Origin of the sequence: Nonomuraea sp. NPDC050790, from assembly GCF_044456745.1 — a bacterium.
Taxonomy (GTDB): domain Bacteria; phylum Actinomycetota; class Actinomycetes; order Streptosporangiales; family Streptosporangiaceae; genus Nonomuraea.
This window is the reverse complement of the sequence record NZ_JBITGF010000008.1, coordinates 358,385-383,843: the sequence shown is the minus strand read 5'-3', so window position 1 is coordinate 383,843 and position 25,459 is coordinate 358,385. Positions and strand designations below refer to the sequence as shown.

Annotated in this window: 23 protein-coding genes and 1 pseudogene; 16 read left to right on the top strand and 8 right to left on the bottom strand. The window is 72.4% G+C overall.

The genetic code is table 11. The features are described from left to right. The first annotated feature begins 2 nt into the window (after positions 1 to 2). The gene (locus tag ACIBEJ_RS37990) at positions 3 to 698 is read left to right on the top strand and encodes a beta-ketoacyl-ACP reductase (protein WP_397187774.1); all 696 of its coding nucleotides are present in this window, start codon (positions 3 to 5) and stop codon (positions 696 to 698) included. A gap of 1 nt (position 699) precedes the next feature. Continuing rightward, entirely contained in the window at positions 700 to 1,464 is a 765-nt protein-coding gene (fabI, locus tag ACIBEJ_RS37985; protein WP_397187773.1) for an enoyl-ACP reductase FabI, read from the top strand. 283 nt (positions 1,465 to 1,747) lie between these two features. Here fabI and ACIBEJ_RS37980 read toward each other — a convergent pair whose 3' ends face one another. Both ACIBEJ_RS37980 and ACIBEJ_RS37975 read right to left on the bottom strand, forming a co-directional pair. Then, positions 1,748 to 2,560 carry a hypothetical protein gene (locus tag ACIBEJ_RS37980; protein WP_397187772.1) on the bottom strand — a complete coding sequence of 271 codons (813 nt, stop codon included), beginning with the start codon at positions 2,558 to 2,560 and terminating at the stop codon, positions 1,748 to 1,750. Positions 2,561 to 2,685: 125 nt separating this feature from the next. Beyond that, positions 2,686 to 3,633: an aldo/keto reductase gene (locus tag ACIBEJ_RS37975; protein ID WP_397187771.1), complete on the bottom strand. Its 948-nt coding sequence runs from the start codon at positions 3,631 to 3,633 to the stop codon at positions 2,686 to 2,688. 64 nt (positions 3,634 to 3,697) lie between these two features. Here ACIBEJ_RS37975 and ACIBEJ_RS37970 point away from each other — a divergent pair, with 64 nt between their 5' ends. The 6 genes from ACIBEJ_RS37970 to ACIBEJ_RS37945 all read left to right on the top strand — a co-directional run bounded on the left by ACIBEJ_RS37970 (position 3,698) and on the right by ACIBEJ_RS37945 (position 8,920). Then, complete coding sequence (locus ACIBEJ_RS37970; RefSeq protein WP_397187770.1) at positions 3,698 to 4,384, top strand: MSMEG_4193 family putative phosphomutase; 687 nt, start codon at positions 3,698 to 3,700, stop codon at positions 4,382 to 4,384. Positions 4,385 to 4,393: 9 nt separating this feature from the next. Next, entirely contained in the window at positions 4,394 to 4,942 is a 549-nt protein-coding gene (locus ACIBEJ_RS37965; RefSeq protein WP_397187769.1) for a DUF3090 domain-containing protein, read from the top strand. Continuing rightward, the gene (locus ACIBEJ_RS37960; RefSeq protein WP_397187768.1) at positions 4,939 to 5,706 is read left to right on the top strand and encodes an SCO1664 family protein; all 768 of its coding nucleotides are present in this window, start codon (positions 4,939 to 4,941) and stop codon (positions 5,704 to 5,706) included. Before ACIBEJ_RS37965 ends, ACIBEJ_RS37960 begins: the two co-directional genes overlap by 4 nt. A gap of 33 nt (positions 5,707 to 5,739) precedes the next feature. Beyond that, the gene (locus tag ACIBEJ_RS37955; RefSeq protein ID WP_397187767.1) at positions 5,740 to 6,396 is read left to right on the top strand and encodes an NRDE family protein; all 657 of its coding nucleotides are present in this window, start codon (positions 5,740 to 5,742) and stop codon (positions 6,394 to 6,396) included. After that, entirely contained in the window at positions 6,393 to 7,616 is a 1,224-nt protein-coding gene (gene mshC / locus ACIBEJ_RS37950) for a cysteine--1-D-myo-inosityl 2-amino-2-deoxy-alpha-D-glucopyranoside ligase (RefSeq protein WP_397187766.1), read from the top strand. Before ACIBEJ_RS37955 ends, mshC begins: the two co-directional genes overlap by 4 nt. Positions 7,617 to 8,317: 701 nt before the next feature. After that, positions 8,318 to 8,920, top strand: coding sequence for a D-glycero-alpha-D-manno-heptose-1,7-bisphosphate 7-phosphatase (locus tag ACIBEJ_RS37945; RefSeq protein ID WP_397187765.1), 603 nt, complete (start codon positions 8,318 to 8,320; stop codon positions 8,918 to 8,920). 109 nt (positions 8,921 to 9,029) lie between these two features. Here the strand turns inward: ACIBEJ_RS37945 and def are convergent, their stop codons facing one another. Next, complete coding sequence (gene def, locus ACIBEJ_RS37940; protein ID WP_397187764.1) at positions 9,030 to 9,509, bottom strand: peptide deformylase; 480 nt, start codon at positions 9,507 to 9,509, stop codon at positions 9,030 to 9,032. Positions 9,510 to 9,687: 178 nt separating this feature from the next. Here def and ACIBEJ_RS37935 point away from each other — a divergent pair, with 178 nt between their 5' ends. The 7 genes from ACIBEJ_RS37935 (at position 9,688) to ACIBEJ_RS37905 (ending at position 19,134) form a co-directional block, all read left to right on the top strand. Continuing rightward, positions 9,688 to 10,998, top strand: a complete 1,311-nt coding sequence (locus tag ACIBEJ_RS37935) for an MFS transporter (protein WP_397187763.1) — start codon at positions 9,688 to 9,690, stop codon at positions 10,996 to 10,998. A gap of 86 nt (positions 10,999 to 11,084) precedes the next feature. Next, on the top strand, positions 11,085 to 13,136 hold the full coding sequence (locus ACIBEJ_RS37930; RefSeq protein WP_397187762.1) for a molybdopterin oxidoreductase family protein: 2,052 nt from the start codon (positions 11,085 to 11,087) through the stop codon (positions 13,134 to 13,136). Then, positions 13,133 to 14,527 carry an FAD-dependent oxidoreductase gene (locus tag ACIBEJ_RS37925; RefSeq protein ID WP_397187761.1) on the top strand — a complete coding sequence of 465 codons (1,395 nt, stop codon included), beginning with the start codon at positions 13,133 to 13,135 and terminating at the stop codon, positions 14,525 to 14,527. The genes ACIBEJ_RS37930 and ACIBEJ_RS37925 overlap by 4 nt, the downstream gene beginning before the upstream one ends. Further along, entirely contained in the window at positions 14,524 to 16,962 is a 2,439-nt protein-coding gene (gene nirB, locus ACIBEJ_RS37920; protein ID WP_397187760.1) for a nitrite reductase large subunit NirB, read from the top strand. The genes ACIBEJ_RS37925 and nirB overlap by 4 nt, the downstream gene beginning before the upstream one ends. After that, entirely contained in the window at positions 16,959 to 17,297 is a 339-nt protein-coding gene (gene nirD, locus ACIBEJ_RS37915; RefSeq protein WP_397187759.1) for a nitrite reductase small subunit NirD, read from the top strand. The genes nirB and nirD overlap by 4 nt, the downstream gene beginning before the upstream one ends. Then, entirely contained in the window at positions 17,294 to 18,430 is a 1,137-nt protein-coding gene (locus tag ACIBEJ_RS37910) for a uroporphyrinogen-III synthase (RefSeq protein WP_397187758.1), read from the top strand. The genes nirD and ACIBEJ_RS37910 overlap by 4 nt, the downstream gene beginning before the upstream one ends. Then, positions 18,427 to 19,134, top strand: a complete 708-nt coding sequence (locus ACIBEJ_RS37905) for a sirohydrochlorin chelatase (protein ID WP_397187757.1) — start codon at positions 18,427 to 18,429, stop codon at positions 19,132 to 19,134. Before ACIBEJ_RS37910 ends, ACIBEJ_RS37905 begins: the two co-directional genes overlap by 4 nt. On the opposite strand, the gene ACIBEJ_RS37900 is transcribed toward ACIBEJ_RS37905, so the two are convergent. From ACIBEJ_RS37900 to ACIBEJ_RS37880, 5 genes and pseudogenes are all read right to left on the bottom strand, one after another. Continuing rightward, a complete protein-coding gene (locus ACIBEJ_RS37900; protein WP_397187756.1) occupies positions 19,065 to 19,262 on the bottom strand; it encodes a DUF6186 family protein in 198 nt (65 codons plus the stop codon). The genes ACIBEJ_RS37905 and ACIBEJ_RS37900 overlap by 70 nt on opposite strands. Further along, on the bottom strand, positions 19,259 to 19,669 hold the full coding sequence (locus ACIBEJ_RS37895; protein WP_397187755.1) for a hypothetical protein: 411 nt from the start codon (positions 19,667 to 19,669) through the stop codon (positions 19,259 to 19,261). The genes ACIBEJ_RS37900 and ACIBEJ_RS37895 overlap by 4 nt, the downstream gene beginning before the upstream one ends. Before the next feature lie 82 nt (positions 19,670 to 19,751). Continuing rightward, a complete protein-coding gene (locus ACIBEJ_RS37890; protein WP_397187754.1) occupies positions 19,752 to 20,246 on the bottom strand; it encodes a hypothetical protein in 495 nt (164 codons plus the stop codon). Between the two features lie 244 nt (positions 20,247 to 20,490). Beyond that, the gene (locus tag ACIBEJ_RS37885; protein WP_397187753.1) at positions 20,491 to 21,345 is read right to left on the bottom strand and encodes a PAC2 family protein; all 855 of its coding nucleotides are present in this window, start codon (positions 21,343 to 21,345) and stop codon (positions 20,491 to 20,493) included. Between the two features lie 121 nt (positions 21,346 to 21,466). Continuing rightward, a pseudogene (locus ACIBEJ_RS37880) lies at positions 21,467 to 21,862 on the bottom strand (universal stress protein); the annotation flags it as partial. Between the two features lie 127 nt (positions 21,863 to 21,989). On the opposite strand from ACIBEJ_RS37880, the gene metH reads away from it, so the two are divergent. Continuing rightward, positions 21,990 to 25,454, top strand: coding sequence for a methionine synthase (gene metH / locus ACIBEJ_RS37875; RefSeq protein WP_397187752.1), 3,465 nt, complete (start codon positions 21,990 to 21,992; stop codon positions 25,452 to 25,454). Positions 25,455 to 25,459 lie beyond the last annotated feature (5 nt).

Genomic DNA, 25,459 nt, shown 5'->3' with positions numbered 1-25,459 from the left:
CCATGGCACGCTCAGTACTCGTCACCGGCGGCAACCGGGGCATCGGCCTCGCGATCGCCCGCGAACTCCAGGCGGCGGGCGACGCCGTCGCCGTCACCTACCGATCGGGCGAGCCCCCGGAGGGCTTGTTCGGCGTCCGCTGCGACGTGACCAGCACCGAGGACGTCGAGGCCGCCTTCGCCAAGGTGGAGGCCGAGCAGGGGCCGGTGGAGGTGCTCGTCTCCAACGCGGGCATCACCAAGGACACCCTCCTGGCCATGATGAAGGAGGAGACCTTCACCGACGTCATCGACGCCAACCTGACCGGCGCCTACCGCGTCGCCAAGCGCGCCATCCGGCCGATGATGAAGCTCAAGCGCGGCCGCATCGTCCTCATCTCCTCGGTCGTCGGCCTGTCGGGCCAGGCGGGCCAGGCCAACTACGCCGCCTCCAAGGCCGGGCTCGTCGGCTTCGGCCGCTCCCTCGCCCGCGAGTACGGCTCGCGCGGCATCACCGTCAACGTCGTCGCCCCCGGCTTCGTCGAGACCGACATGACCGCCGACCTCGACTCCGAGGCGATCGTCAAGAACATCCCCCTGGGCCGCCAGGCCGCGCCCCAGGAGATCGCGCGCGTCGTCCGCTTCCTGGCCAGTGACGACGCCTCCTACATCACCGGGGCCGTGATCCCCGTCGACGGCGGACTCGGAATGGGGCACTGACATGGGCATTCTCGAAGGCAAGCGCATCCTGGTGACCGGGGTCCTGACCGACGCCTCCATCGCCTTCTCCGTGGCCAAGATCGCGCAGGAGGAGGGCGCCCAGGTCGTCCTCACCGGCTTCGGCCGCCTCAGCCTCGTCGAGCGCATCGCCAAGCGGCTGCCGCACCCCGTGCCGGTGCTGGAGCTCGACGTCCAGAACACCGAGCACCTCGACACCCTCGCCTCGAGGGTCGGCGAGCACGTGGACGGCCTCGACGGCGTCGTCCACTCCATCGGCTTCGCCCCCCAGACCGCGCTCGGCGGCAACTTCCTCAACACCACGTGGGAGGACGTCGCCACCGCCCTGCACATCTCCACCTACTCCTACAAGTCGCTGGCCGTGGCCTGCCTGCCGCTCATGAAGGAGGGCGGCTCGGTCGTCGGCCTCGACTTCGACGCCTCCAAGGCGTGGCCGGTCTACGACTGGATGGGCGTGGCCAAGGCCGGGCTGGAGTCCGCCAACCGCTACCTGGCCCGCGACCTCGGCAAGCAGGGCATCCGCGTCAACCTGGTCGCCGCGGGCCCGCTGCGCACGATGGCGGCCAAGTCGATCCCGGGCTTCAAGGAGTTCGAGGACAGCTGGCCGGAGAAGGCCCCCCTGGGCTGGGACCTCTCGGACACGGTCCCGGCGGCCCGCGCGTGCGTCGCCCTGATGTCCGACTGGTTCCCCGCCACCACCGGCGAAATCCTCCACGTGGACGGCGGCGTCCACGCCATCGGCGCGTAGTTCCTCCGCACGTTTCCCAAGGCCCTTCACATCGAGGTGAAGGGCCTTTCGTGTTACGGCAGGCCGACTTCACCGCCTCCCGCCACGGTGCGCGCCAGCGGAGCGACCTAACCGGCCAACGGGGCGTTGTGACGGCGGGGACCACGTTGGCCTTCACGACCAGCGCTCGACGGGCGGTCACCAGCGGCGGCGGGGCGGGTGGGGTGGCTTGCCGTAACGGATGGAGGCCGTGAAGGGACGTCAGACGACAAGCCGGGCCGTGAGGGGGCGTCAGACGACGAGGCTAGGCGAGGCGGTGGCGGCCGGGTGCGGGGTCGAGGGGGATGGAGGGGGCGTCGCGGCGTTTGCGGTGGTGGGCGACGCGGGTGGCGAGGATGGCGGAGGCGAGGAGGGCGGCGGTCAGGGCGGTGCCCAGCGCGTCGGAGGCCGGGGCGCTCGGGCGGACCACCTGGCGGCGGTCCTGCAGCGGAACCGTCAGATCGTCCGCGTAGGGGTTGGGCCACAGCAGGTCGATGCGCGGCTCCTCGGTGTCGGCGGTCCTGCGCTCCTCCACCGGCTCGGCGTTGTCCATCAGGTACGGCTCGCTCTGCGGCGGCGTCGGAGCCTGGGTCGGCAGGACGGCGGTGTCCTCGCGGCGGTGCGTGGGGCGGGCCGACGGCGTCGGGCGGGGTTCGCGGGTGGTCTGGACGGGCGCCGGGGTCAGCGTGTCGAGCACGCCCTGGTCCTCGCAGGCCAGCATGGGCAGGCACACGTCGCCCAGCGTCTCAGGCAGCAGTTCCGGCGTCTTGGCCGAGGTGGGCCGGCTGCTCGGGGCCGGGCTGGGCTTGCCCGTCGGCGCGGCCTCGCCCACGGTGCCGAGGACCTCGCCGGTGGTCTCGTCGATCCCGTTGGTCACGGGCTCGGCGGCCTTGCCCGTTAATCCGTCCACGGTGTCGGTGACGGCGTTCACCACGTCGCACAGGCTGTTGGTCACACCGGAGAGCAGCCCGCCGCCCTTGGCGCAGTCCTGGACGGCGGCGGCGGCCGGAGCCGCCCCCGGAACGGCGGCCAACGCCACGGCGAGTACACCCGTCGTGATTGCGGCCCTGCTCCCCATGCGCCCTCCTACTTCGCCTCGGAGGAAATCTTTATGGACATCAGCGCCGAGACGCAGGTGTTTCTCGGCGAAAGTTGCGATTCGGTATCGACTAGTGATACGCGAGTGGCGCTCTCATTCCTTGCTCAGTCGAGCGACGACACGTCGTCGAGCGCCTCCCTGATCTCCCGCGGCAGGACCACGTCCTCGGCCGGCAGGACGGCGTTGAGCTGGGCGGTGGTGCGCGCGCCGACGATCGCCGAGGCCACGCCCGGCTGGTCGCGCACCCACGACAGCGCGACGGCCAGCGGCGAGACGCCCAGGCCGTCGGCGGCGGTCATGACCGACTCCACCACACTGCGCGAGCGCTCGTCGAGGTAGGGGCGGACGAACTCGGCGAAGTGCGGGGTGGCGGCGCGCGAGTCGGAGGGGATGCCGGTGCGGTACTTGCCGGTCAGCACGCCCCTTCCCAGCGGCGACCAGGCCAGCACGCCCGCGCCCACGTGCTCGGCGGCGGGCAGCAGCTCCCGCTCGGGCTCGCGGGCCAGCAGCGAGTACTCGGCCTGGGCCGAGGTGATCGGGACGCGGCCGGGCACCGCCCGCTGGGCGACCGCGGCGGCGGCGAGCTGCCAGCCGGAGTAGTCGCAGACGCCGGCGTAGACGGCGCGGCCGGAGGTGACGATGGCGTCGAGCGCGGCCAGCGTCTCCTCCAGCGGCACCTCGGGGTCGAAGGTGTGGAGCTGCCACAGGTCGACGTAGTCGAGTCCGAGGCGGTTGAGCGAGGCGTCGCAGGCGGCGATCAGGTGGCGGCGCGAGGCGTCGCGGGGGCGGCGGCCGGTCGGGGTGACCACGGCCTTGGTGGAGACGACCAGCTCCGAGCGCGGGACCGAGTCGCGCAGCATCCGGCCGAGCAGCCGCTCGGCGTCGCCGCCGGTGTAGACGTCGGCGGTGTCGACGAGGTTGCCCCCGGCCTCCAGGAAGGTGCGAAGCTGCACCGCCGCGTCATCGGCGTCGGTGTCTCGTCCCCAGGTCATCGTGCCGAGTCCGAGCCGGGATACCGACAGGCCGCTGCGGCCGACATAGCGCTGCTCCATGATCCCGCCAGGGTACCGCCCAGCCGTGGCCGACACGGGGATCGACGCCTGCGACACTTGCCAGGTGACCACGCTTCTCCTGGCCCGTCACGGGCTGACCGAAATGACCGGTCCGGTGCTGGCAGGGCGCACTCCTGGGCTGCATCTGAACGAGGCTGGACGGGCCCAGGCCGCGGCGCTGGCGGGGCGGATCTCCCAGGTGCGCCTGGACGCGATCGTCTCCAGCCCGCTGGAGCGCTGCCAGGAGACCGCCGCGGCGGTGTCGGCGGGGCGCGGGCTGGCCGTACAGACCGATGAGCGCTTCGTCGAGTGCGGCTACGGCGAGTGGACCGGGCGCTCGCTCAAGGAGCTCGCCGAGGAGCCGCTGTGGAAGGTCGTGCAGGCGCACCCGAGCGCGGTGGTCTTCCCGGGCGGCGAGGCCATGGCCGAGGTGCAGCGGCGGGCGGTGGCGGCGGTCCGCGAGTGGAACGAGCGGCTCGGGGGGAAGGGTGTCTACCTCGTCTGCAGCCACGGAGACGTGATCAAAGCCATCGTGGCCGACGCTCTAGGGCTCCATCTCGATCAGTTTCAGCGCATAACGTCTGATCCTGCGGCGCTCACCGTGATTCGCTATACGCCCTTGCGTCCCTTTGTTCTCAGAGTTAACGATATGGGGGAATTGCGGCTGCCCGAGGATTCGGAGGAGAAAGACGGGGGAGAAAAACTCACCGGGAGCGATGCCGCCGTCGGCGGCGGATCCGGGACCACGTAAGGTCAGGCTATGCCGGTCTTCGACTACGACCCACCCGAGCGGTTCGTGGCCGGTGCCTTGGGGCAGCCGGGGGCGCGAGCCTTCTTCCTTCAGGCCCGTGCCGAAGGCAGGCTGACCACGGTCGCTCTGGAGAAGCTCCAGGTGGCGGCGCTCGCGGGCAGGCTGGACGAGCTGCTCGACGAGGTGCTGCGACGCAGCGGAGGCACCGCCCACATCCCCGCCCTGGCTCCCAACGACCTGACCGACGACGGCCCGCTCGAAACCCCTCTGGACGAGGACTTCAAGGTGGGCACGATGGCCCTGGCCTGGGATCCCGACACCTCCCAGGTGGTCATCGAAGCCCAGGAGATCGTCGACGAGGAGGACGAGGAAGCTCCGGAGCCCGCCCTGCTGAGGGTGCGGATCAGCGCGGGGGCAGCCCGCGCCTTCACCGCGCGGGCCCTGCAGATCGTCGCCGCCGGGCGGCCGCCGTGCCCCTTGTGCGGCCAGCCGCTCGACGCCGAAGGACATGTGTGCGTGCGCCTGAACGGATACCGCGGGGGTGAGGCAGCGTCGTGAGCAGTGCCCAGGAGAGCGAGCCGGTACTCAGAAACGCCCAGCCCTCGGCCGTGCAGGACGAGGGGGCGCTGAGGCTGCTGCGCGACGGCCGCCTGGAGGTGGCCGGCCGCCTGGTCGAGGCCACCAACATGACGCTGTACTGCTCGCTGACCCTGGGCGGGCGCACGGCGGCCTGTGTCTACAAGCCGGTGCGCGGGGAGCGCCCCCTGTGGGACTTTCCCGACGGCACCCTCGCCGCCCGTGAGGTCGCGGCCTTCGAGGTCTCCCAGGCCACCGGGTGGGGCATCGTGCCGCCCACCGTCTACCGCGACGGGCCGTTCGGGCCGGGCATGTGCCAGTTGTGGATCGACACCGAGCACGAGATCGACCTCATGCGCCTGGTCCGCAGCCGCCACCCCGGGCTGCGCAGGATGGCGGTGTTCGACGCGGTGGTCAACAACGCCGACCGCAAGGGCGGCCACCTGCTGCCGCTGCCCGACGGGCACGTCTACGGCGTCGACCACGGCGTCTGCTTCGCCGCCGAGGACAAGCTGCGCACCGTGCTGTGGCAGTGGCGGGGCAAGCCGCTGGCCCGCGACGCCGTCGCGGTCCTGGCCAAGCTCGAACGCGACATCGAGTCGGGCGGCCTGGGGCGGCGGCTGCGCCAGCTCCTGACGCTGGCCGAGGTCGAGGCCACCTGGAACCGCGTACGCCGGCTGCTCGACACCGGCGTGCACCCGTATCCGTCGGAGGACTGGCCCGCCATACCCTGGCCCCCCATCTGACCCGGTACTGGAGCGTTTACTACGCTGTGCCCCATGTGCACGGTGATCGTGAGAACCGGCGACCCCCTGACCCTGATGGGCGTGCGTGACGAGTTCGCCGACCGGCCGTGGGAGGGGCCCGGCGAGCACTGGCCCGACCATCCCGGCGTCGCCGGCGGCCGTGACCTCAAGGCGGGCGGCACCTGGCTCGCCGTCGACCCCGCCACCCGCCGGGCCGCGGCGCTGCTCAACGGCCGCGGCGTCCCCGCCCCCGACACGATCAGGGTCTCGCGCGGCGACCTCCCGCTCAGGGCCCTGGACGAGGGCGGCCTGCCCGCCGTAGACCTGTCCGTCTACGACCCCTTCCACCTGGTCCTCGCCGACCCGTCCGGCGCCCGCCTGTGGAGCTGGGACGGCGTACGGCAGGCCGCCACGACCCTGCCGGAAGGCGTCAGCGTCATCGTCAACAGCGGCCTGGACCCCGACGACCCCCGCGTGATCGCCCAGCGGCCCCGCTTCGCCGCCGCCGGCGACTGGTGGCCGCTCACCGACGGCCCCCACTCCGCCGAGCCAGGCGCGCTGATCCTGCGCCACGTGCTGCCCGACGGCCGCGTCTTCGCCTCGCTCTCGGTGACCATGGTCACGCTCTCCGCGGACGCGGTGACCACCGAGTTCCGCGACCTCACGGGCCGGATAGGCTCACAGGCATGAGATCGTGGTCTGCCCCGAACATTCCCGAACTGCCCGGCGAGAGCGTCCCGCTGCGGCTCTACGACACCGCCGCGAGGCAGGTCAGGCAGACCGATCCGGGCCCCGTCGCCCGCATGTACGTGTGCGGCATCACGCCCTACGACGCCACCCACCTGGGCCACGCCAACACCTACCTCGCCTTCGACCTGGTCGGCCGGGTGTGGCGGGACGCCGGGCACGAGGTCCACTACACCCAGAACGCCACCGACGTCGACGACCCGCTGCTGGAGCGGGCCGAGCAGACCGGCATCGCCTGGCAGGACCTGGCCGAGCGCGAGATCGAGCTGTTCCGCACCGACATGGAGGCCCTGCGCATCGTGCCGCCGCGCGAGTACGTGGGCGTCACCGAGGTCGTGGGCCAGGTGGCCGAGCTGATCGAGCGGCTGGCGCCGTACACCTACGATCTCGACGGCGACGTCTACTTCAGCAGGGCCGCCGCGCCGAAGTTCGGCGAGGTGTCCGGCTACTCCGAGCAGGAGATGCTGGAGCTGTTCGCCGAGCGGGGCGGCGACCCCGGCCGGGAGGGCAAGCGCGACCCGCTGGACTGGCTGCTGTGGCGCGCCGAGCGTCCCGGCGAGCCCGCCTGGGACACCGCGCTGGGCCGCGGCCGTCCCGGCTGGCACATCGAGTGCACCGCGATCTCCCTGGCCAGCCTGGGCCCCGGCTTCGACGTGGCGGGCGGCGGCTCCGACCTGATCTTCCCGCACCACGAGTGCGGCGCCTCGGAAGGCCACGCCGCCACCGGCGAGTGGCCCTTCGCCCGCTTCTACACCCACGCGGGCATGGTCGGCCTCGACGGCGAGAAGATGTCGAAGTCGAAGGGCAACCTGGTCTTCGTCTCGCGCCTGCGCGCCGCCGGGCACGACCCGATGGCGATCCGCCTGGTCCTGCTGGCCCACCACTACCGCGCGGACTGGGAGTACACCCCCGGCCAGCTCACGGCGGCGGAGGAGCGCCTGTCGCGCTGGCGCGAGGCGGCCGCCCTGCCCTCGGGCCCGCGGGCGGACGACCTGCTGGCCGAGGTACGCGCGCGGCTGTCCGGCGACCTCGACGCCCCCGGCGCCCTGGCCGCCGTGGACACCTGGGCGGCCAAGGCGCTGGCCGACGGCTCCGGCCCCGACCCCGACGCGCCCGCCCTGGTCCGCGCCCTCACCGACGCCCTCCTGGGCGTACGCCTGTGAAACCCGCGGAGTAAGCCGCCTTTTGTGGAAACGCTTATGTCGAATGGAATTCCATTCAAGGACGGGGTAATTGTCGCGAGTTCCCAGCAGCCTCTCTGACCTGCGCTTTCACTAAAGACACTGCTTTCTTGTCCCGGAAAGCACGAAACCTGGTACCTTCTGCCCGGTCACCACTCTCACCACTCTCACCACTCGATCCGCTCCCCGCGGGCTGGTCGAGCTGACCCCGCGATCAGCTCCAGGAACGTCTGGGGTCCGAAAGGGTGGGAGATATGGCGGACAAGGTCGAGGAGTCCGACCCGCAGTACGCGCTACTGGGGCTGATCCAGGTGCTGCTCGTTCTGCTCGATCTGCTGCAGAGGAGTAAGGGGCTCAGCTAGCTGCGCGCTAGCTGAACCCCCGAGTTGATGTGAGTGCCCCGGCTGTTGGAGGGACCCAAGGCGCCGGGGGCTCCATCCGCTCGCGACAGCCGTGCCGTCGCCATGTGCGGGGCAGAAGCTACCACAGCGGCCGGGCGATTGTTACCGCTATCGAGGCGTCACCTTCCCTCGCGTCCGGTTTTCCGCGCGCGCACGCGCCTCTGCCTGGGCTGTCGCGCTTCCGGCTCGGGGCGGTGCGTGGCAACTCCCGCTTGACGCGGCGGACTCGTTTGGAACGGGGTTCGGGGGGTAGCTGGGCGCCGTTCTGACGGAGGTGTGAAAGTGTTCGATCATCATCGTCCGGCGGCCGTCCTGTTCGACCGCGACGGGACGCTGATCAGGGACGTTACCCACAACGGCGACCCGGCGCGCGTGGAGCCCCTGCCCGGCGCCGGTGCGGCGCTGTCCAGGCTGCGGCGTGCCGACGTGCCGGTCGGAGTGGTCATCAACCAGTCGGCCGTGGCCCGCGGCCTGCTCTCACCGGACGAGATGGACCGGGTCAACTCCCAGGTGGAGGCGATGCTGGGGCCGTTCGACGCGTGGGCGATCTGCGTGCACGCCGACGGCGACGGCTGCACCTGCCGCAAGCCCGCGCCCGGCCTGGTGATCAGGGCGGCGGCCATCCTGGACGTCAGCCCGCGGGAGTGCCTGGTCGTGGGCGAGGAGGGCAAGGACATGGAGACCGCGCGGGCCGCCGGAGCGCGCGGCATCCTGGTGCCGACCATGCTGACCAGACCGGAGGAGATCGACGCCGCCGACGAGGTGGCCACGGACCTGAACGACGTGGCCGACCGCGTCCTCAGCGAGCCCGTGCTCGCGGGCGCGGGCATCCGCGGCGCCGGGCTCGCCGACTGGGCGCGCGCCGTGGGCTGGAACCGCTGGTAGCCACCACGCCGCGACGTCACCACGGCCCCGCACGACACCACGGCGCCGCCGCGGGACGGCGCTACGGCTCTGCGGCGTTACGGCTCTGCGGTGTTACGGCGCGACGGCGTTACGGCGCGACGGTGGCCAGGAAGCGCTCGCGTTCCTCCTCGGGCAGGTGGTCGCTGAACAGCACGCCGTCCAGATGGTCGCACTCGTGCTGCAGCACCCGGGCCAGCACGCCCAGCGCCCGTACCGTGGCGGGCTTGCCGAACATGTCACGGCCGCGGGCCACCACCATGTAGGAACGCTCCAGCGGCCACCACGCGCCCGGCGCCGACAGGCACGCCTCGTCCGCGGTCACCTTACGCTCCGACAGCTCCAGCCGGGGGTTGACCAGGTGCCCGGCCTTGCCCTCGTACTCGTAGACGAGCACCCGCGCCGGCACCCCGATCTGGGGCGCCGCCAGCCCCGCGCGGCCCGTTCCCGCGCGCATCGTGATGGTCAGGGACTTCACCAGTCCCCGTAGCTCCCGGTCGAAGTCCTTGACCGGCTCCGCCACCGAACGCAGCACCGGATCGCCGAACAGCCGGATCGCCTGGACCCTCACACGCAACTCCCCGAGATCTCGCGCGATGTCAGGGAACAGTTTCCCAGCAATGATCGCCGCCAACCTGCAGCCGGGCGTTACATCCGTGTTGCCGGGGTTACGGCGGTGAGTCCGCTGTAACCGCCGCACCGTCACAGCCCGTCAGCGTGCGTAACGAGCGCTCCCTACGGTCACGGCCATGACCCGATGGATCGCCGAATGGCACCCCGACGACCCCGCCTTCTGGGAGCGCACCGGCAAGAAGGTCGCCCGGCGCAACCTCGTCTTCTCCGTCCTGGCCGAGCACCTCGGCTTCACCGTCTGGACGCTGTGGAGCGTGGTGGCGGCCAAGACGGGCCGGCTCGACCTGTCGACCGACGAGCTGTTCTGGCTGGTGGCGCTGCCGAACCTGGTCGGGGCCGCGCTGCGCCTGCCGTACACCTTCGGGCCCGCGAGGTTCGGCGGGCGCACGTTCACGGTGGTCAGCGCGCTGCTGCTGCTCATCCCCGCGATCGCGCTCGGGTTCGCGGTGCGCGATCCCGGCACGCCGTTCTGGGTGCTGCTGGTGATCGCGGCCACGGCCGGGCTGGGCGGCGGGAACTTCGCCTCCAGCATGGCCAACATCACCTACTTCTATCCGCAGAGTAAGCAGGGCTCGGCGCTCGGGCTCAACGCGGCGGGCGGCAACATCGGGGTCAGCTCGGTACAACTCGTCGTGCCGCTGGTGATCGGGGCGCTGGGGCTGGCGGCGGCGGGCTGGTTCTGGGTGCCGTTCATCGTGGTGTCGGCGGCCTGCGCGTGGTTCTTCATGGACAACCTGGCCACCGCCAAGGCCGGGCCGCGCGAGCAGCTCGCGGTGGCGCGCAGCGGCCAGACGTGGATCATGTCGTTCCTCTACATCGGCACCTTCGGCTCGTTCATCGGCTACTCCACCGCCTTTCCGCTGCTGGCCAAGAGCCTGTTCCCGGCGGCGCCCTGGACCGCCGTCGCCTTCGCCGGGCCCCTGGTCGGCTCGCTGATCCGGCCGGTGGGCGGGTGGCTGGCCGACCGGCTGGGCGGCGCGCGGGTGACGCTCTGGACGTTCGCCGCGATGGGCGCGGGCGTGCTGCTCACGTGGGCGGCCGCGGCGGGCGGCGGGTTCTGGGCGTTCTTCCTCGCCTTCCAGGTGCTGTTCGTGACCTCGGGCATCGGCAACGGCTCGACGTACCGCATGATCCCGGCCATCTTCCAGGCGAAGGCGCGCGCCGAGCACGGCGAGGGTGAGCAGGCCCTCGTGTACGGCAAGCGCCAGGCCTCGGCCGCGATCGGCATCATCTCGGCGGTCGGCGCCTTCGGCGGCTTCCTCATCAACCGCGGCTTCGGCATGTCGTTCGCCGAGACCGGCAGCCCCGCCGCGGCCTTCGTGGCCTTCGCCCTCTTCTACGCCGCCTGCACCGCGCTGACCTGGTGGTGCTACCTGCGCACGATCGGCGCCGCCCGCCTGCCCAGCCTCGCCCACGCCCGCGTGTGAGGCTCACACCCGCGGTGAGCCGCAGTTAGCACAGAGGTAACAGAAGGGACCCAGGGGTGAAACCACCCGTAACCACGATCGAACCCGTGACCTCACCACCCGACGGCGCGTCCGTGAAGACGCACTGCCCGTACTGCGCGCTGCAGTGCGGCATGACCGTCGGCAAGCGCGGCGGCGAGGTCGTGATCGCCCCCAGGACCGACATCCCGGCCAACGGCCAGGGCGGCGGCGCGCTGTGCCAGAAGGGCTGGACCGCGGGCGACCTGCTCCGGCCCGGCGTCAGGCTCACCACCCCCCTCCTGTACGGCGAGCCCGCCACCTGGGAGAAGGCCCTGGACCACGTGACCGGCCGCCTGGCCGAGATCCGCGCGGCCCACGGCCCCGACGGCGTGGCGGTGTTCGGCGGCGGCGGGCTCACCAACGAGAGCGCCTACCACCTCGGCAAGCTGGCCCGCGTCGCCCTCGGCACCAGCCAGATCGACTACAACGGCCGCTTCTGCATGTCCTCGGCCGCGGCAGCGGCCAACAGGGCGTTCGGGCTGGACCGGGGCCTGCCGTTCCCGCTGACCGACCTGGCCGGGGCCGACGTCATCCTGCTGGCGGGGGCGAACGTCGCCGAGACCATGCCGCCGCTCGTGCGCCACCTGACCAAGCCCCGGCTGATCGTCGTGGACCCCCGGCTGACGCCCACCGCCAAGCTGGCCGCGCTGCACCTGCAGCCCGCCCCTGGCACCGACCTGGCGCTGGCGCTCGGGCTGCTGCACCTGCTGATCGCCGAAGGCGGGGTGGACGAGGCGTACGTGGCGGCGCGTACCTCCGGGTTCGAGGCGGTGCGGACGTCGGTGGCGTCGTGGTGGCCCGAGCGGGTCGAGCGGATCACCGGGGTGCCGGTGGCGCGGATGCGCTCGGCCGTACACCTGCTGAGGAACGCGGAGCGGGCGTACGTCCTGACCGGGCGCGGGGCCGAGCAGCACGCCAAGGGGACCGACACCGTCTCCGCCTTCGTCAACCTGGCGCTCGCGCTCGGCCTGCCCGGCACCCCCGGCAGCGGCTACGGCTGCCTGACCGGCCAGGGCAACGGGCAGGGCGGCCGCGAACACGGGCAGAAGGCCGACCAGCTACCCGGCTACCGCAGGATCGACGACCCGGCGGCGCGCGCCCACGTGGCGGCCGTGTGGGGCGTCGAACCGGCGGCGCTGCCGGGACCCGGCCGCTCGGCCCAGGAGCTCCTGGACGCGCTCGGCACCGGAGAGGGGCCCAGGGCGCTGCTGCTGTTCGGATCCAACCCGGTCGTCTCCGCGCCGCGCTCGGGCCCGCTCGCCGACCGGCTGCGCCACCTCGACCTGCTGGTCGTCGCCGACGTGGTGCTGTCGGAGACGGCCGCGCTGGCCGACGTCGTGCTGCCGGCCGCCCAGTGGGCCGAGCAGGACGGCACCATGACCAACCTGGAAGGCCGCGTGCTGCTGCGGCGGCGCGCGTTCGCCCCGCCCGGCGAGGTCAGGACCGACCTGGAGATCATCCAGGGCATCGCGGCCGGGCTCGGCCACACCTGGACCGCCAGCCCGCCCGCCGTCTTCGACGAGCTGCGCCGCGCCAGCGCCGGCGGGATCGCCGACTACGCCGGCATCACCTACGAGCGGATCGCCGCCGAGACCGGCGTGTTCTGGCCCTGCCCGGCCGAGGACCACCCCGGCACGCCCCGCCCCTTCCTCGACCGCTTCGCCACCCCCGACGGGCGCGCCCGCTTCACCCCGGTCGAGCACCGCCCGCCCGCCGAGGAACCCGACGACGACTACCCGGTGCACCTGACCACCGGCCGGGTCCTGGCCCAATACCAGAGCGGCGCCCAGACCCGGCGCATCGCCGCGCTGACCGAGGCCGCCCCCGAGCCGTTCGTCGAGCTCCATCCCGACCTCGCCGACCAGCACGGCATCGCCGCGGGCGACCTGGTGCGCGTGCACAGCCGGCGCGGCAGCGCGGAAGGCGTCGCCAGGATCACCGCGGCGATCCGGCGCGACACCGTGTTCATGCCCTTCCACTGGGAGGGCGCCAACCGCCTGACCAACCCCGCGCTCGACCCGGCCTCGCGGATGCCGGAGTTCAAGGTGTGCGCCGTGAGACTGGAGAAGGTGGCATGAGGCTCGTCGTCATCGGCAACGGCATGGCAGGCTCGCGCCTGGTCAGCGAGGTGCGCGCGCGCGACCCCCGGGCCAGGGTGACCGTCTTCGGCGCCGAGCCGTGGCAGCCCTACAACCGGGTGCTGCTGTCCAACGTCCTGGCCGGGAGCTCGGGGCCCGACCAGGTACGCCTGCTGGAGGCCGCCTGGTACGCCGAGCACGGCGTCCAGGCGGTCCTCGGCGCGGAGGTCGTCCAGATCGACCGCGACACCCAGGCGGTCATCACCGGGGACGGGCGGCGGGAGCCGTACGACGTGCTGGTTCTCGCCACCGGCAGCGAGGCGGTCGTGCCGCCGATCCCGGGGGTGGCGCGGGCGGTGCCGTTCCGCACGCTGGGCGACTGCGAGCGCATCGTGGCCGCCGCCGCGCACGCCCGGCGCGCCGTCGTCGTGGGCGGCGGGCTGCTCGGCGTGGAGGCCGCGCGCGGCCTGGCCGGACGCGGACTGCCCGTCACGGTGCTGCACCTGGCCGGCCACCTCATGGAACGCCAGCTCGACGCCGAGGCCGGGCTCATGCTCGGCGAGACGCTGGGCGAGCTCGGCGTCGTGATCCGCACCGGCGTCGGCGTCACCGCGATCACCGACGCGGGCGTCCACCTGGGCGAGGAGCTGGTGGAGGCCGACCTGGTCGTGCTCGCGTGCGGCGTGCGCCCGCTCACCGCCCTCGCCGCGCAGGCAGGTCTTGAGGTACGGCGGGGCGTCGTCGTCGACGACGAGCTGCGCACCGACGACCCCTCGATCTTCGCCGTCGGCGAGTGCGCCGAGCACGACGGCACCGTCTACGGCCTGGTCGCCCCCGCCTGGGAGCAGGCCGCGGTCGCCGCCGACGTCATCACCGGCGGCAAGGCCCGCTACCGGGGCTCGCGCCTGGTCACCCGCCTCAAGGCGCGCAGCGTGGAGCTGGCCGCCATGGGCGAGACGCACCTGGAGGAGGACCAGGCGGAGGTGGTCAGGTTCAGCCACCGCGCCCGCGGCACCTACCGCAAGCTCGTCATCCGCGACGGCCGGCTGGTCGGCGCGATCCTGCTGGGGGAGAGCGACGCCGTCGGCACCCTCACCCAGCTCTACGACCGCGGCGGCCCGCTGCCCGGCGACCGCGCGGGACTGCTGTTCCCCGGCCTGGCGGGCGCCGGGGCGGTGGCCGACAGCCCCGTCAGGATGCCGGACGCCGCCAAGGTCTGCCATTGCAACAACGTCACGAAGGGCCAGATCCGCGCGTGCTGGGAGGCAGGCGCACGCGACCTGGCCGCGGTCAGCGCGGCGACGCGGGCCACGACCGGCTGCGGCACCTGCCGCGACGCGGTCGAGGGCATCGTCGACTGGCTGTGCGAGCAGGAAGGGGTGAACGCATGAGCAGGCTCGTGGTCGTCGGCTACGGCCCCGCCGCCCAGCGCTTGCTGGAGTCGCTGGCCGAGCGCGGGTACGACGGGCGGGTCACGGTGCTGGGGGAGGAGCCGCTGCCCGCCTACGACCGGGTGGCGCTCACCTCCTACCTGAAGGGCACGAGCGCCGCCGACCTCACCTACACGCCGCCGCCCGGCGTCGTCACCCGCCTGGACGCGCGCGTCACCGCCGTGGACCGGACGGCCAGGACCGTGACCACGGCCGACGGCCATGTCGAGTCCTACGACGTGCTGGTGCTGGCCACCGGCTCGGCCCCGTTCGTGCCGCCGGTGCCCGGCGCCGGGGACGCCCTGGTCTACCGCACGATCGCCGACCTGGACGCCATCCGCGTCGCGGCGCGGCGCTCGCTGCGCTCCGGCCAGGACGGCGGCGTCGTCGTGGGCGGCGGGCTGCTCGGGCTGGAGGCGGCCGACGCGCTCCAGGGGCTCGGCCTGCGCACCCACATCGTGGAGCTGGCCCCGTGGCTGATGCCGCGGCAGGTGGACGAGGGCGGCGGCGCCGTGCTGAGGAGCCACATCGAGGCCCTCGGCATCGGCGTGCGCTCCGGCGCCTCGCTGGAGCGCATCGAACCCGGCCGCGTGCTGCTGGGCGACGGCGAGGAGCTCGCCGCCGGCGTCGTGGTCGTCTCCGCCGGCGTACGGCCGCGCGACGAGCTGGCCAGAGCGTGCGGCCTGGAGGTCGGCGAGCGGGGCGGCATCGTCGTGGACGGCGGCATGCGCACCTCCGACCCGGCCGTCTACGCCGTGGGGGAGTGCGCGCTGGCCGGCGGCCAGGTGTACGGGCTGGTCGGGCCGTGCAACACGATGGCCGAGGTGGCCGCCGACCGGATCACCGGGGGCGGCGCGGTCTTCGGCGGCGCGGACCTGTCCACCAAGCTGAAGCTGCTCGGCGTCGAGGTGGCCCAGTTCGGGGCGATGGAGGGGGCGCTCGACGTCACCTACATGGACCCGGTCGCCGGCGTCTACAAGCGGCTGTTCGTCTCCGACGACGCCTCGACGCTGCTGGGCGGCATCTGCGTGGGGGACGCCGCGCCGTACGGGGCGCTGCGGCCCTTCGTCGGCAAGGCGCTGCCCGCGGCGCCGTCCGACCTGCTGTTCAGCGGCGGCGGCGTCCCCCTGGACCTGCCCGACGACGCGCAGGTGTGCTCGTGCAACAACGTCAGCGCCGGACGGGTGCGCGCGGCGATCGGCGACGGCGCGTGCGACGTGCCCGCGCTGAAGGAGTGCACCCGCGCGGGCACCTCGTGCGGCTCGTGCCTGCCGATGCTGAAGCGGCTGCTGGAGAAGTCCGGCGTCGAGCTGCCTAAGGCGCTGTGCGAGCACTTCGCCCACAGCCGCGCGGAACTGTACGACATCGTGCGGGTCCGCGGCATCACCACCTTCTCCGAGCTCATCGCCGCGCACGGCACCGGCAGGGGCTGCGACGTCTGCAAGCCGACCGTCGCCTCCATCCTGGCCTCCCTGCACAGCGGGCACGTCCTGGAGGGCGAGCGGGCGGCGCTGCAGGACACCAACGACCACTTCCTGGCCAACATCCAGAAGAACGGCACCTACTCGGTCGTTCCGCGCGTGCCGGGCGGCGAGATCACGCCCGACAAGCTCATCGTCATCGGAGAGGTGGCCCGCGACTTCGGCCTCTACACCAAGATCACCGGCGGGCAGCGGATCGACCTGCTGGGCGCCCGGGTGGAACAACTGCCGCGGATCTGGCAGCGGCTCGTGGACGCCGGGTTCGAGTCGGGCCACGCCTACGGCAAGGCGCTGCGCACGGTCAAGTCGTGCGTGGGCTCGGCCTGGTGCCGGTACGGCGTACAGGACTCCGTCGGGCTGGCCATCGCCCTCGAACTGCGTTACCGCGGCCTGCGCGCACCGCACAAGCTGAAGTCGGCGGTGTCCGGCTGCGCCCGGGAATGCGCCGAGGCCAGGTCCAAGGACTTCGGCGTCATCGCCACCGACAGCGGCTGGAACCTCTACGTCGGCGGCAACGGCGGCTTCACCCCGCGCCACGCCGACCTGCTGGCCGCCGACCTGACCACCGGCGACCTCGTGCGCACCATCGACCGCTTCCTCATGTTCTACATCCGCACCGCCGACCGGCTGCAGCGCACCAGCGCCTGGCTGGAGGCGCTGGAGGGCGGCCTGGACTACCTGCGCGAGGTCGTCGTCGGCGACTCGCTCGGCATCTGCGCCGACCTGGACGCGCAGATGGCCCAGCACGTGGCCGGATACCAGGACGAGTGGCGGGCCACCCTGGAGGACCCCGGCAAGCTCGCCCGCTTCGTCAGCTTCGTCAACGCCCCTGGCACGCCCGACCCGTCCATCGCCTTCGAGACGGTACGCGAGCAGATCCAGCCCGTTCTGATCCCCTTGGAGGTCGTGGGATGACCACGCTCGTGCACGGCGCGTGGACCGCCGTCTGCCGCTACACCGACCTGCTGCCGGAGCGCGGCGTCTGCGCGCTGGTGGACGGCCGGCAGATCGCCGTCTTCCGCGACTTCGACGGCCGCGTGTACGCCGTCGGCAACCGCGACCCCTTCAGCGGCGCCTACATCCTGTCGCGCGGCATCGTCGGCACCAGAGGCGGCGAGCCCACCGTGGCCTCGCCCATGCACAAGCAGGTGTTCTCGCTGGTCAGCGGCGCATGCCTGGACGGCGGCGGCGAGGCGATCCCCGTCTACGCCACCCGGCTGCGCGGCGAGCACGTCGAGGTGCGGGCATGAGCGCGACTGCCCTGGAGACCGCGCCCGACTCGCTGGCCGGGTTCACCGTCGGCGTCACCGCCACCCGGCGGCGCGAGGAGTTCGGCGCGCTGCTGGAACGGCGCGGCGCCCGCGTGGTCAGCGCGCCCGCGATCCGCCTGGTCCCGCTGGAGCAGGACGGCGAGCTGCTCGACGCCACCCGGCTGGCCCTCGCGGCGCCGATCGACGACGTCGTGATCACCACCGGGGTCGGCTTCCGCGGCTGGATGGCCGCCGCCGAGGGCTGGGGGCTGTCCGGCGAGCTGACCGGCGCGCTCGCCGCCGCCCGGCTGCTCACCCGCGGGCCCAAGGCCAGGGGAGCGGTGCGCGCCGCCGGGCTCACCGACCACTGGACCCCGGCCACCGAGTCCTGCGACGAGGTCAAGGACCACCTGCTGGCGCAGGATCTGGACGGGCGGCGCATCGCCGTACAACTGCACGGCGAGCCCCTGGCCGCGTTCGTGGCCGACCTGCGGCGCGCGGGGGCCGAGGTGATCGAGGTGCCCGTCTACCGCTGGCTGCCCTACCGCGACACCTCGCCGCTGCGCCGCCTGGTCAGCCAGGCCGTCACCGGCGCCGTGGACGCCGTCGCCTTCACCAGTGCCCCCGCCGTCCTGGCCATGCTGCGCGAGGCCCGCGCCCGCGGCCAGGAGGAGGCGCTGCTGGGGGCGTTCTCCTCCGGCGTCGTGGCGGCCTGCGTGGGTCCGGTGACCGCCCATCCGCTGGTCGAGCGCGGCGTCCCCACGTTGCAGCCGGAACGTTCCCGGCTCGGCGCGCTGGCGCGGGCGCTGGCTCGCCACCTGCCCGAGTTCGGGGTCGCGCGGGTGGACGCGGGCGGGCACCGGCTGGAGATCCGCGGTCACGCCGTCGTCGTGGACGGCGAACTGCGTCCCCTCCCGCCCGCGCCGATGGCCGTGCTCAAGCGCCTGGCCGGCAAGCCGGGACACGTCGTCTCCCGCGCGGACCTGCGCCTGGTCCTGCCCGGCAGCAGCCATGCCCGCGAGTCGGCCGAGCACGCCGTCGAGATGGCCGTCACCCGGCTGCGCCGCGCCCTGGGCCCGGCCGGGATCGTGGAGACGGTCGTCAAGCGCGGCTACCGCCTGGCGGTCCGGTGACGCTCGTCCTGGCCGCGCACGGCACCCGTGACGCTCGCGGCGAGGCCGTCCTGCGTGATGTGGCCGCGGCGGTGCGCGCCCGCCGCCCCCGCCGCCGCGTCGAACTCGCCTACCTGGAGATCAGCCGGCCCCTCCTGGCCGACGTGCTCCCCGGACTGCCCGGCCCGGTGACGATCGTCCCGCTCCTGCTGGCCGGCGGCTACCACGTCCACGTGGACCTGCCCGAGGTGGTCTCCAGGACCCGCCCGAACGCCCACGTCGCCCGCCCGCTCGGCCCCCACCCGCTGCTGTCACGGGCGCTGGCCCGCCGCCTGGCCGAGGCCGGACTGCGCGCCGGCGACGCGGTCGTGCTCGCCGCCGCCGGCTCCTCCGACCCCGCGGCCCTGGCCGGCGTGCGCGCCCAGGCCCGCCTGCTGTCGGTACGGCTCGGCCGCCCGGTTACCGCCGCCTTCGCCGCCTCGGGCACTCCCGCCCTGCCCCGGCAATGGGACCGCAGGACCGCCCTGGCCTCCTACCTTTTGGCGCCGGGCTTCTTCCACACCCGCCTCCAGAACGCCGGCGCCGCCCTGGTCAGCGCCCCCATCGGCGCCGACCCCGGCCTGGCCGCGCTGATCTGGCGGCGCCACGACGACGCTCAGCGGGCCAGGAAGTGCCAGCCCACCCACCACCACGACAGGATGACCAGCACCCGGCCGGCCGGATGACGCATCACCCAGGCGAAGCAGTCGCCCGCGGTCGGCGTCGTGGACCCGGGCAGCCGCGCCACCACCTCCAGCACCAGCATGGCCACCAGCGCCGCCACGTAACCGAAGACCGTGATCTCCCACGTCATCGCCGCACCAGCCCCCACCCCACCAGCAGCCACGCCACCCAGAACAACCCCCGCCACTCCGGCGCGACCAGCACGGGATCGAGCAGGTCGCTGAGCGTCGGCTGCGCCGGGTCCTCGCCCGCCAGCAGCGCCCACACCTCCCACACCCCGAACGCCGCGAACAACGCCACCCACACCTGCCACCCCGGCGCCGACAGCCTGCGCGGCGCCTGCCTGCGCGGCAGTCCCGGCCACAGCGCCGCCGCCAGCGCGAGCGCCCCGACCACGCCGACCACCGCGTACGTGAGCCCGCCGAACGACGGCAGCCGCCCGCCGCCGGCCCAGGCGGCCACCAGGACCGCCCCGCCGAGCACCCAGCCCAGCGCGCCGCGCCTGGGCGCCTTCAGCCCGGGTTCACCCGTTTCCATATGGCTCTCCTCAGGGTTCACGAGACAACAATGAGGGTACGGCGACGCTCCGCCGTACCCTCATTAACCTTTTTGTGGCTATTCAGCCGGATTCAAGGCGGAGCTCGCGAATGATCTCCTCCGCGCTCACGTCCCGCGTGGGCACCGAATAGGCCCCGAAGAACATCTCGTTGTAGGCGTGCCTGAAGCACCCGGCCAGCAGCAGCCGGGCGCTCGCCTCGGGATCGGCCCCGGGGTCCACCCTGCCGATCCGCTGCTCGGCGGCCAGGTAGGCCGCCAGCGGCGCGATCTCGGCCAGCGGGCCGAGGCCGTTGTCGCGGATCGCCTCGCGGAAGCGGACCGTCACGCTGGGCGAGGTGAAGGCGGGCAGCGCCGCCGACTGGATCTCCGCGTAGTAGTCGATCCCGGCCCGCGCGATGGGCAGCAGGTTCTCGTTGACGCGGCCCTTGCCGACGAGGTGCGACAGGTCGTGCAGGATGCGCAGCCACAGCGGCAGGCGATCCTGGAGCAGGGCGAGGAAGTGGTCCACGGGCCCGCCGGTGCGGTCCTCGCGGAGCGAGACGGCCATCTCGAGCACACGCCGTCTGGTGTCCTGACTTCTTTGGTGCGGATCTAGGTGGGGAGTCGCCATGGTTGGCCTAACGTGCGCAGTCACATGGGTAGGTTCGACGTGGCACCCGGCGATTTCGCCGTTGTTATGGAGCCGTGTTTCTCCTGGTTATGCAATTGTTGTCGGCTGGTGTTCCAACTCCGTACAAATGGCGCGGGTCACTGATTATTACCTGAAACCCCGGAGAAATATGGCAACTATTACCTGAGAGTCAGCTGTCAGTGTCGCGGTCGCGCCGGCGCAGATAACGCTCGAACTCCGCCGCGATCGCGTCGCCGCTCGCCTCGGGCAGCTCCGCGGCGTCCTTGCGCTCCTCCAGCTCCTTGACGTACTCGGCCACCTCGCTGTCCTGCGAGGCCAGCTCGTCCACGCCGTGCTCCCACGCGCGCGCCTCCTCGTCGAGCTCGCCGAGCGGCATGGGGATCTCCAGCACGTCCTCCAGGCGGCGCAGCAGCGCCAGCGTCGCCTTCGGGTTGGGCGGCTGGGCGACGTAGTGGGGCACCGAGGCCCACAGCGAGATCGCGCTCATCCCCGCCTGCGCGAAGGCGTGCTGCAGCACGCCCACGATGCCCGTCGGGCCCTCGTAGCGGCTGAGCTCCAGGTTGAGCGAGCGTGCCAGGCCCTCGTCGGAGGCGGTGCCCAGGATCGGCACCGGCCGGGTGTGCGGGGAGTCGTTGAGCAGGGCGCCCAGCATGACCGTCGTCTCGATGCCCAGCTCGCGGCAGACCTCGATGATCTCCTCGCAGAACGACTTCCAGCGCATGTTCGGCTCGATGCCGCGCAGCAGCACCACGTCGCGCTCCGAGCCAGGCGCCCTGGCCAGCGAGAACCGCGTCGTCGGCCAGACGATGCGACGCTCCGCGCCGTCGGTCAGCTCCACCACCGGCCTGGTCACCTGGAAGTCGTAATAGTCTTCAGGATCGAGCTCGGTCAGCGGCTCCGCCTTCCAGGCGCTCTCCAGGTGGCTGATGACACCGCTGGAGGCCTCGCCCGCGTCGTTCCACCCCTCGAACGCGGCGATCAGCACCGGGTCGACGAGCTCGGGGAACCTTTCGAGCTCGATCACGTGTCGCCTCCTCCTTCGGCTGGCATTCAACTAAGCCTATGCGCTGAGGGGGGTCTCGCGTCACTGATCTCGTTGCGCCGCGGGCGTACTGCCTGCTACGAGTCGCCCTTCGCCGCCCGGACGTCGTGTGCGCGATGAGCACGTCGCACCCCGCCCGGTGCGAGACGCCGGACGGCACCGATCCGAGCAGCCGCCCGGCCAGCGAGTTCAGGCCCCTGTTGCCGACCACGAGCAGCTCCGCCTTGTGCTCGGCGGCCAGCCTGACCAGCACGTCCACCGCCTCGCCCGGCTCGGCGGCCAGCACGACCCGCCCGGCGCCGGCCGCCACCGCGCACTCGCGCGCGGCCCGCAGCGTGTCCTCGGCCGGCGTCGACCCGCTCACCTTGTACGCCAGGTCGCCCAGCCGGTCGGCCGCCGCGGCCCGCTCGCTCTCGCGCATCGGCAGGTAGGCGCAGGCCACCACCAGCCGGGCGCCGGTGGCCGCGGCCAGCTCCGCGGCCGTGGTGACGGCGCGCATCGAGGAAGGGGATCCATCGGTCCCCACAAGAATGGTCTGATAACGCACAGCGCCTCCTATTGGACACTTTATCGAATATCTTCCCCGGCACCATAGCGCCTCGATCGCAGCCGATAAGCTGGGGCCCATGAGCAACTCCCCATCGTTTCGAGAAGTGTTGTCCCAGCGCGTGATGGTCGCCGACGGGGCCATGGGGACGATGCTGCAGGCCGCCGACCCCACCCTTGAGGACTTCCAGGACCTCGAAGGGTGCAACGAGGTCCTCAACGTCACCCGGCCCGACATCGTGCAGAGCGTGCACGACGCCTACTTCGAGGTGGGCGTCGACTGCGTGGAGACCAACACCTTCGGCGCCAACCTCGCCGCGCTGGGCGAGTACGACATCCCCGAGCGTGTCTTCGAGTACTCAGAGGCCGGGGCCCGCATCGCGCGTGAGCGCGCAGAGCACTGGTCCACGCCCGACCACCCGCGCTTCGTCCTGGGCTCCATGGGGCCGGGCACCAAGCTGCCCACGCTGGGGCACCTGCCGTACGAGAAGCTGCGCGACGCCTACATGGACAACGCGGCGGGACTGATCTCCGGCGGCGCCGACGCGCTCATCATCGAGACCTGCCAGGACCTCCTCCAGGTCAAGGCCGCCGTCATCGGCGCCAAGCGGGCGGTGTCCGACTCCGGCCGCGACGTCCCGATCATCGCCCAGGTCACCATCGAGACCAACGGCGCCATGCTGCTCGGCTCCGAGATCGGCGCGGCGCTCACCGCGATCGAGCCCCTCGGCGTCGACGTCATCGGGCTCAACTGCGCCACCGGCCCCGCCGAGATGAGCGAGCACCTGCGCTACCTCGCCCGACACTCGCGCACCAGGCTGTCGTGCATGCCCAACGCCGGCCTGCCGGTGCTCACCTCCGACGGCGCCTACTACCCGCTCAGCCCGGAAGAGCTGTCCGACGCCCACGAGACCTTCACCGGCGACTACGGCCTCTCGCTCGTCGGCGGCTGCTGCGGCACCACCCCCGAGCACCTGCGCCAGGTCGTCGAGCGCGTGCGCGGGCGCGAGGTGACCACCCGCCGCCCCCACCCCGAGCCCGGCGCCTCCTCGCTCTACCAGACGGTCCCCTTCCGCCAGGACACCAGCTACCTGGCCATCGGCGAGCGCTGCAACACCAACGGCTCCAAGGCCTTCCGCGAGGCCATGCTCGAAGGCCGCTGGGACGACTGCGTCGAGACCGCCCGCGACCAGGCCCGCGACGGCGCCCACATGCTCGACCTGTGCGTCGACTACGTGGGCCGCGACGGCGTGGCCGACATGAAGGAACTGGCCTTCCGCTTCGCCACCGCCTCCACGCTGCCGATCATGCTCGACTCCACCGAGCCCGAGGTCCTGCGGGCCGGCCTGGAGATGCTGGGCGGGCGCGCCGCCGTCAACTCCGTCAACTACGAGGACGGCGACGGCCCCGACTCCCGCTTCCAGAAGATCATGCGCCTGGTCGGCGAGCACGGCGCCGCCGTCGTCGCCCTGACCATCGACGAGGAGGGCCAGGCCCGCACCGCCGACTGGAAGGTCCGCGTCGCCAGCCGCCTCATCGACGACCTGACCGGCAACTGGGGCATGCGCGTCGAGGACATCATCGTCGACTGCCTGACCTTCCCCATCGCCACCGGCCAGGAGGAGACCCGCCGCGACGGGATCGAGACGATCGAGGCCATCCGCGAGCTCAAGCGCCGCTACCCGGGCGTGCAGACCACGCTGGGCCTGTCGAACATCTCCTTCGGCCTCAACCCGGCCGCCCGCATCGTGCTCAACTCGGTCTTCCTCAACGAGTGCGTCAACGCCGGCCTCGACTCCGCCATCGTGCACGCCTCCAAGATCCTGCCGATGGCCCGCATCCCCGACGAGCAGCGCCAGGTCGCCCTCGACATGGTCTACGACCGCCGCCGCGAGGGCTACGACCCGCTGCAGCGCTTCATGGACCTGTTCGAGGGCGTCGACGCCGCCGCCCTGCGCCAGGGCAAGGCGGCCGAGCTGGCCGCGATGCCGCTGTGGGAGCGGCTCAAGCACCGCATCATCGACGGCGAGAAGAAGGGCCTGGAGGCCGACCTCGACGACGCGCTCAGCCAGCGTCCGGCCCTGGAGATCATCAACGACGTCCTGCTCGACGGCATGAAGACGGTCGGCGAGCTGTTCGGCTCCGGCCAGATGCAGCTCCCGTTCGTGCTGCAGTCGGCCGAGGTCATGAAGACCGCCGTCGCCTACCTCGAACCCCACATGGAGAGGGTCGAGGGCGAGACCAAGGGCCGCATCGTGCTGGCCACCGTCAAGGGCGACGTCCACGACATCGGCAAGAACCTCGTCGACATCATCCTGTCCAACAACGGCTACGAGGTCGTCAACCTCGGCATCAAGCAGCCGGTCAGTGCCATCCTGGAGGCCGCCGACGAGCAGAAGGCCGACGTCATCGGCATGTCCGGCCTGCTGGTCAAGTCGACCGTCATCATGAAGGAGAACCTCGAGGAGATGAACTCCCGAGGCATCTCCGAGCGCTACCCGGTGCTGCTCGGCGGCGCCGCCCTCACCCGCGCCTACGTCGAGCAGGACCTGGCCGAGCTGTTCCAGGGCGAGGTCCGCTACGCCCGCGACGCCTTCGAGGGACTGCGGCTCATGGACTCCTTCATGGCCGTCAAGCGCGGCGTCGAGGGGGCCACGCTGCCGCCGCTGCGCGAGCGCCGCGTCAAGTCCGGCGCCACGCTGGTCCGCACCCCGGTCGAGGCGCTGCCCGCCCGCTCCGACGTCGCCGCCGACAACCCGGTGCCGCGCGCGCCGTTCACCGGCGACCGCATCGTCAAGGGCATCTCGCTCGCCGAGTACTCCGCGTTCCTGGACGAGCGCGCGCTCTTCCTCGGCCAGTGGGGACTCAAGCCCACCCGAGGCGGCGACGGCCCCGGCTACGACGAGCTCGTCGAGACCGAGGGCCGCCCGAGGCTGCGCATGTGGCTGGACCGCATGCAGACCGAGGGCCTGCTGGAGGCGGCCGTCGTCTACGGCTACTTCCCGTGCGTGAGCGACGGCGACTCGCTCATCATCCTCGACGACGCCGGCAACGAGCGCACCCGCTTCACCTTCCCGCGCCAGCGCCGCGACCGGCACCTGTGCCTGTCGGACTTCTTCCGCTCCAAGGACTCGGGCGAGGTCGACGTGGTCGGCTTCCAGGTGGCCACGATGGGCGGCAGGATCTCCGAGGCCACCGCCGAACTGTTCGCCAAGGACGCCTACCGCGACTACCTCGAACTCCACGGCCTGTCCGTCCAGCTCACCGAGGCCCTGGCCGAGTACTGGCACGCGCGGGTGCGTTCGGAGTGGGGGATCGGGGGAGAGGAGTCGCTGGACGACATGCTCAAGGTCAACATCCAGGGCTGCCGCTACTCCTTCGGCTACCCGGCCTGCCCCAACCTCGAGGACCAGGTCCAGCTCTTCCAGCTCCTGGACCCGGAGCGGATCGGCGTGACCCTGTCCGAAGAGTTCCAGCTCCACCCCGAACAAGCCACCAGCGCCCTCGTCGCCCACCACCCCGAGGCGAAGTACTTCAACGTCTGAGATTT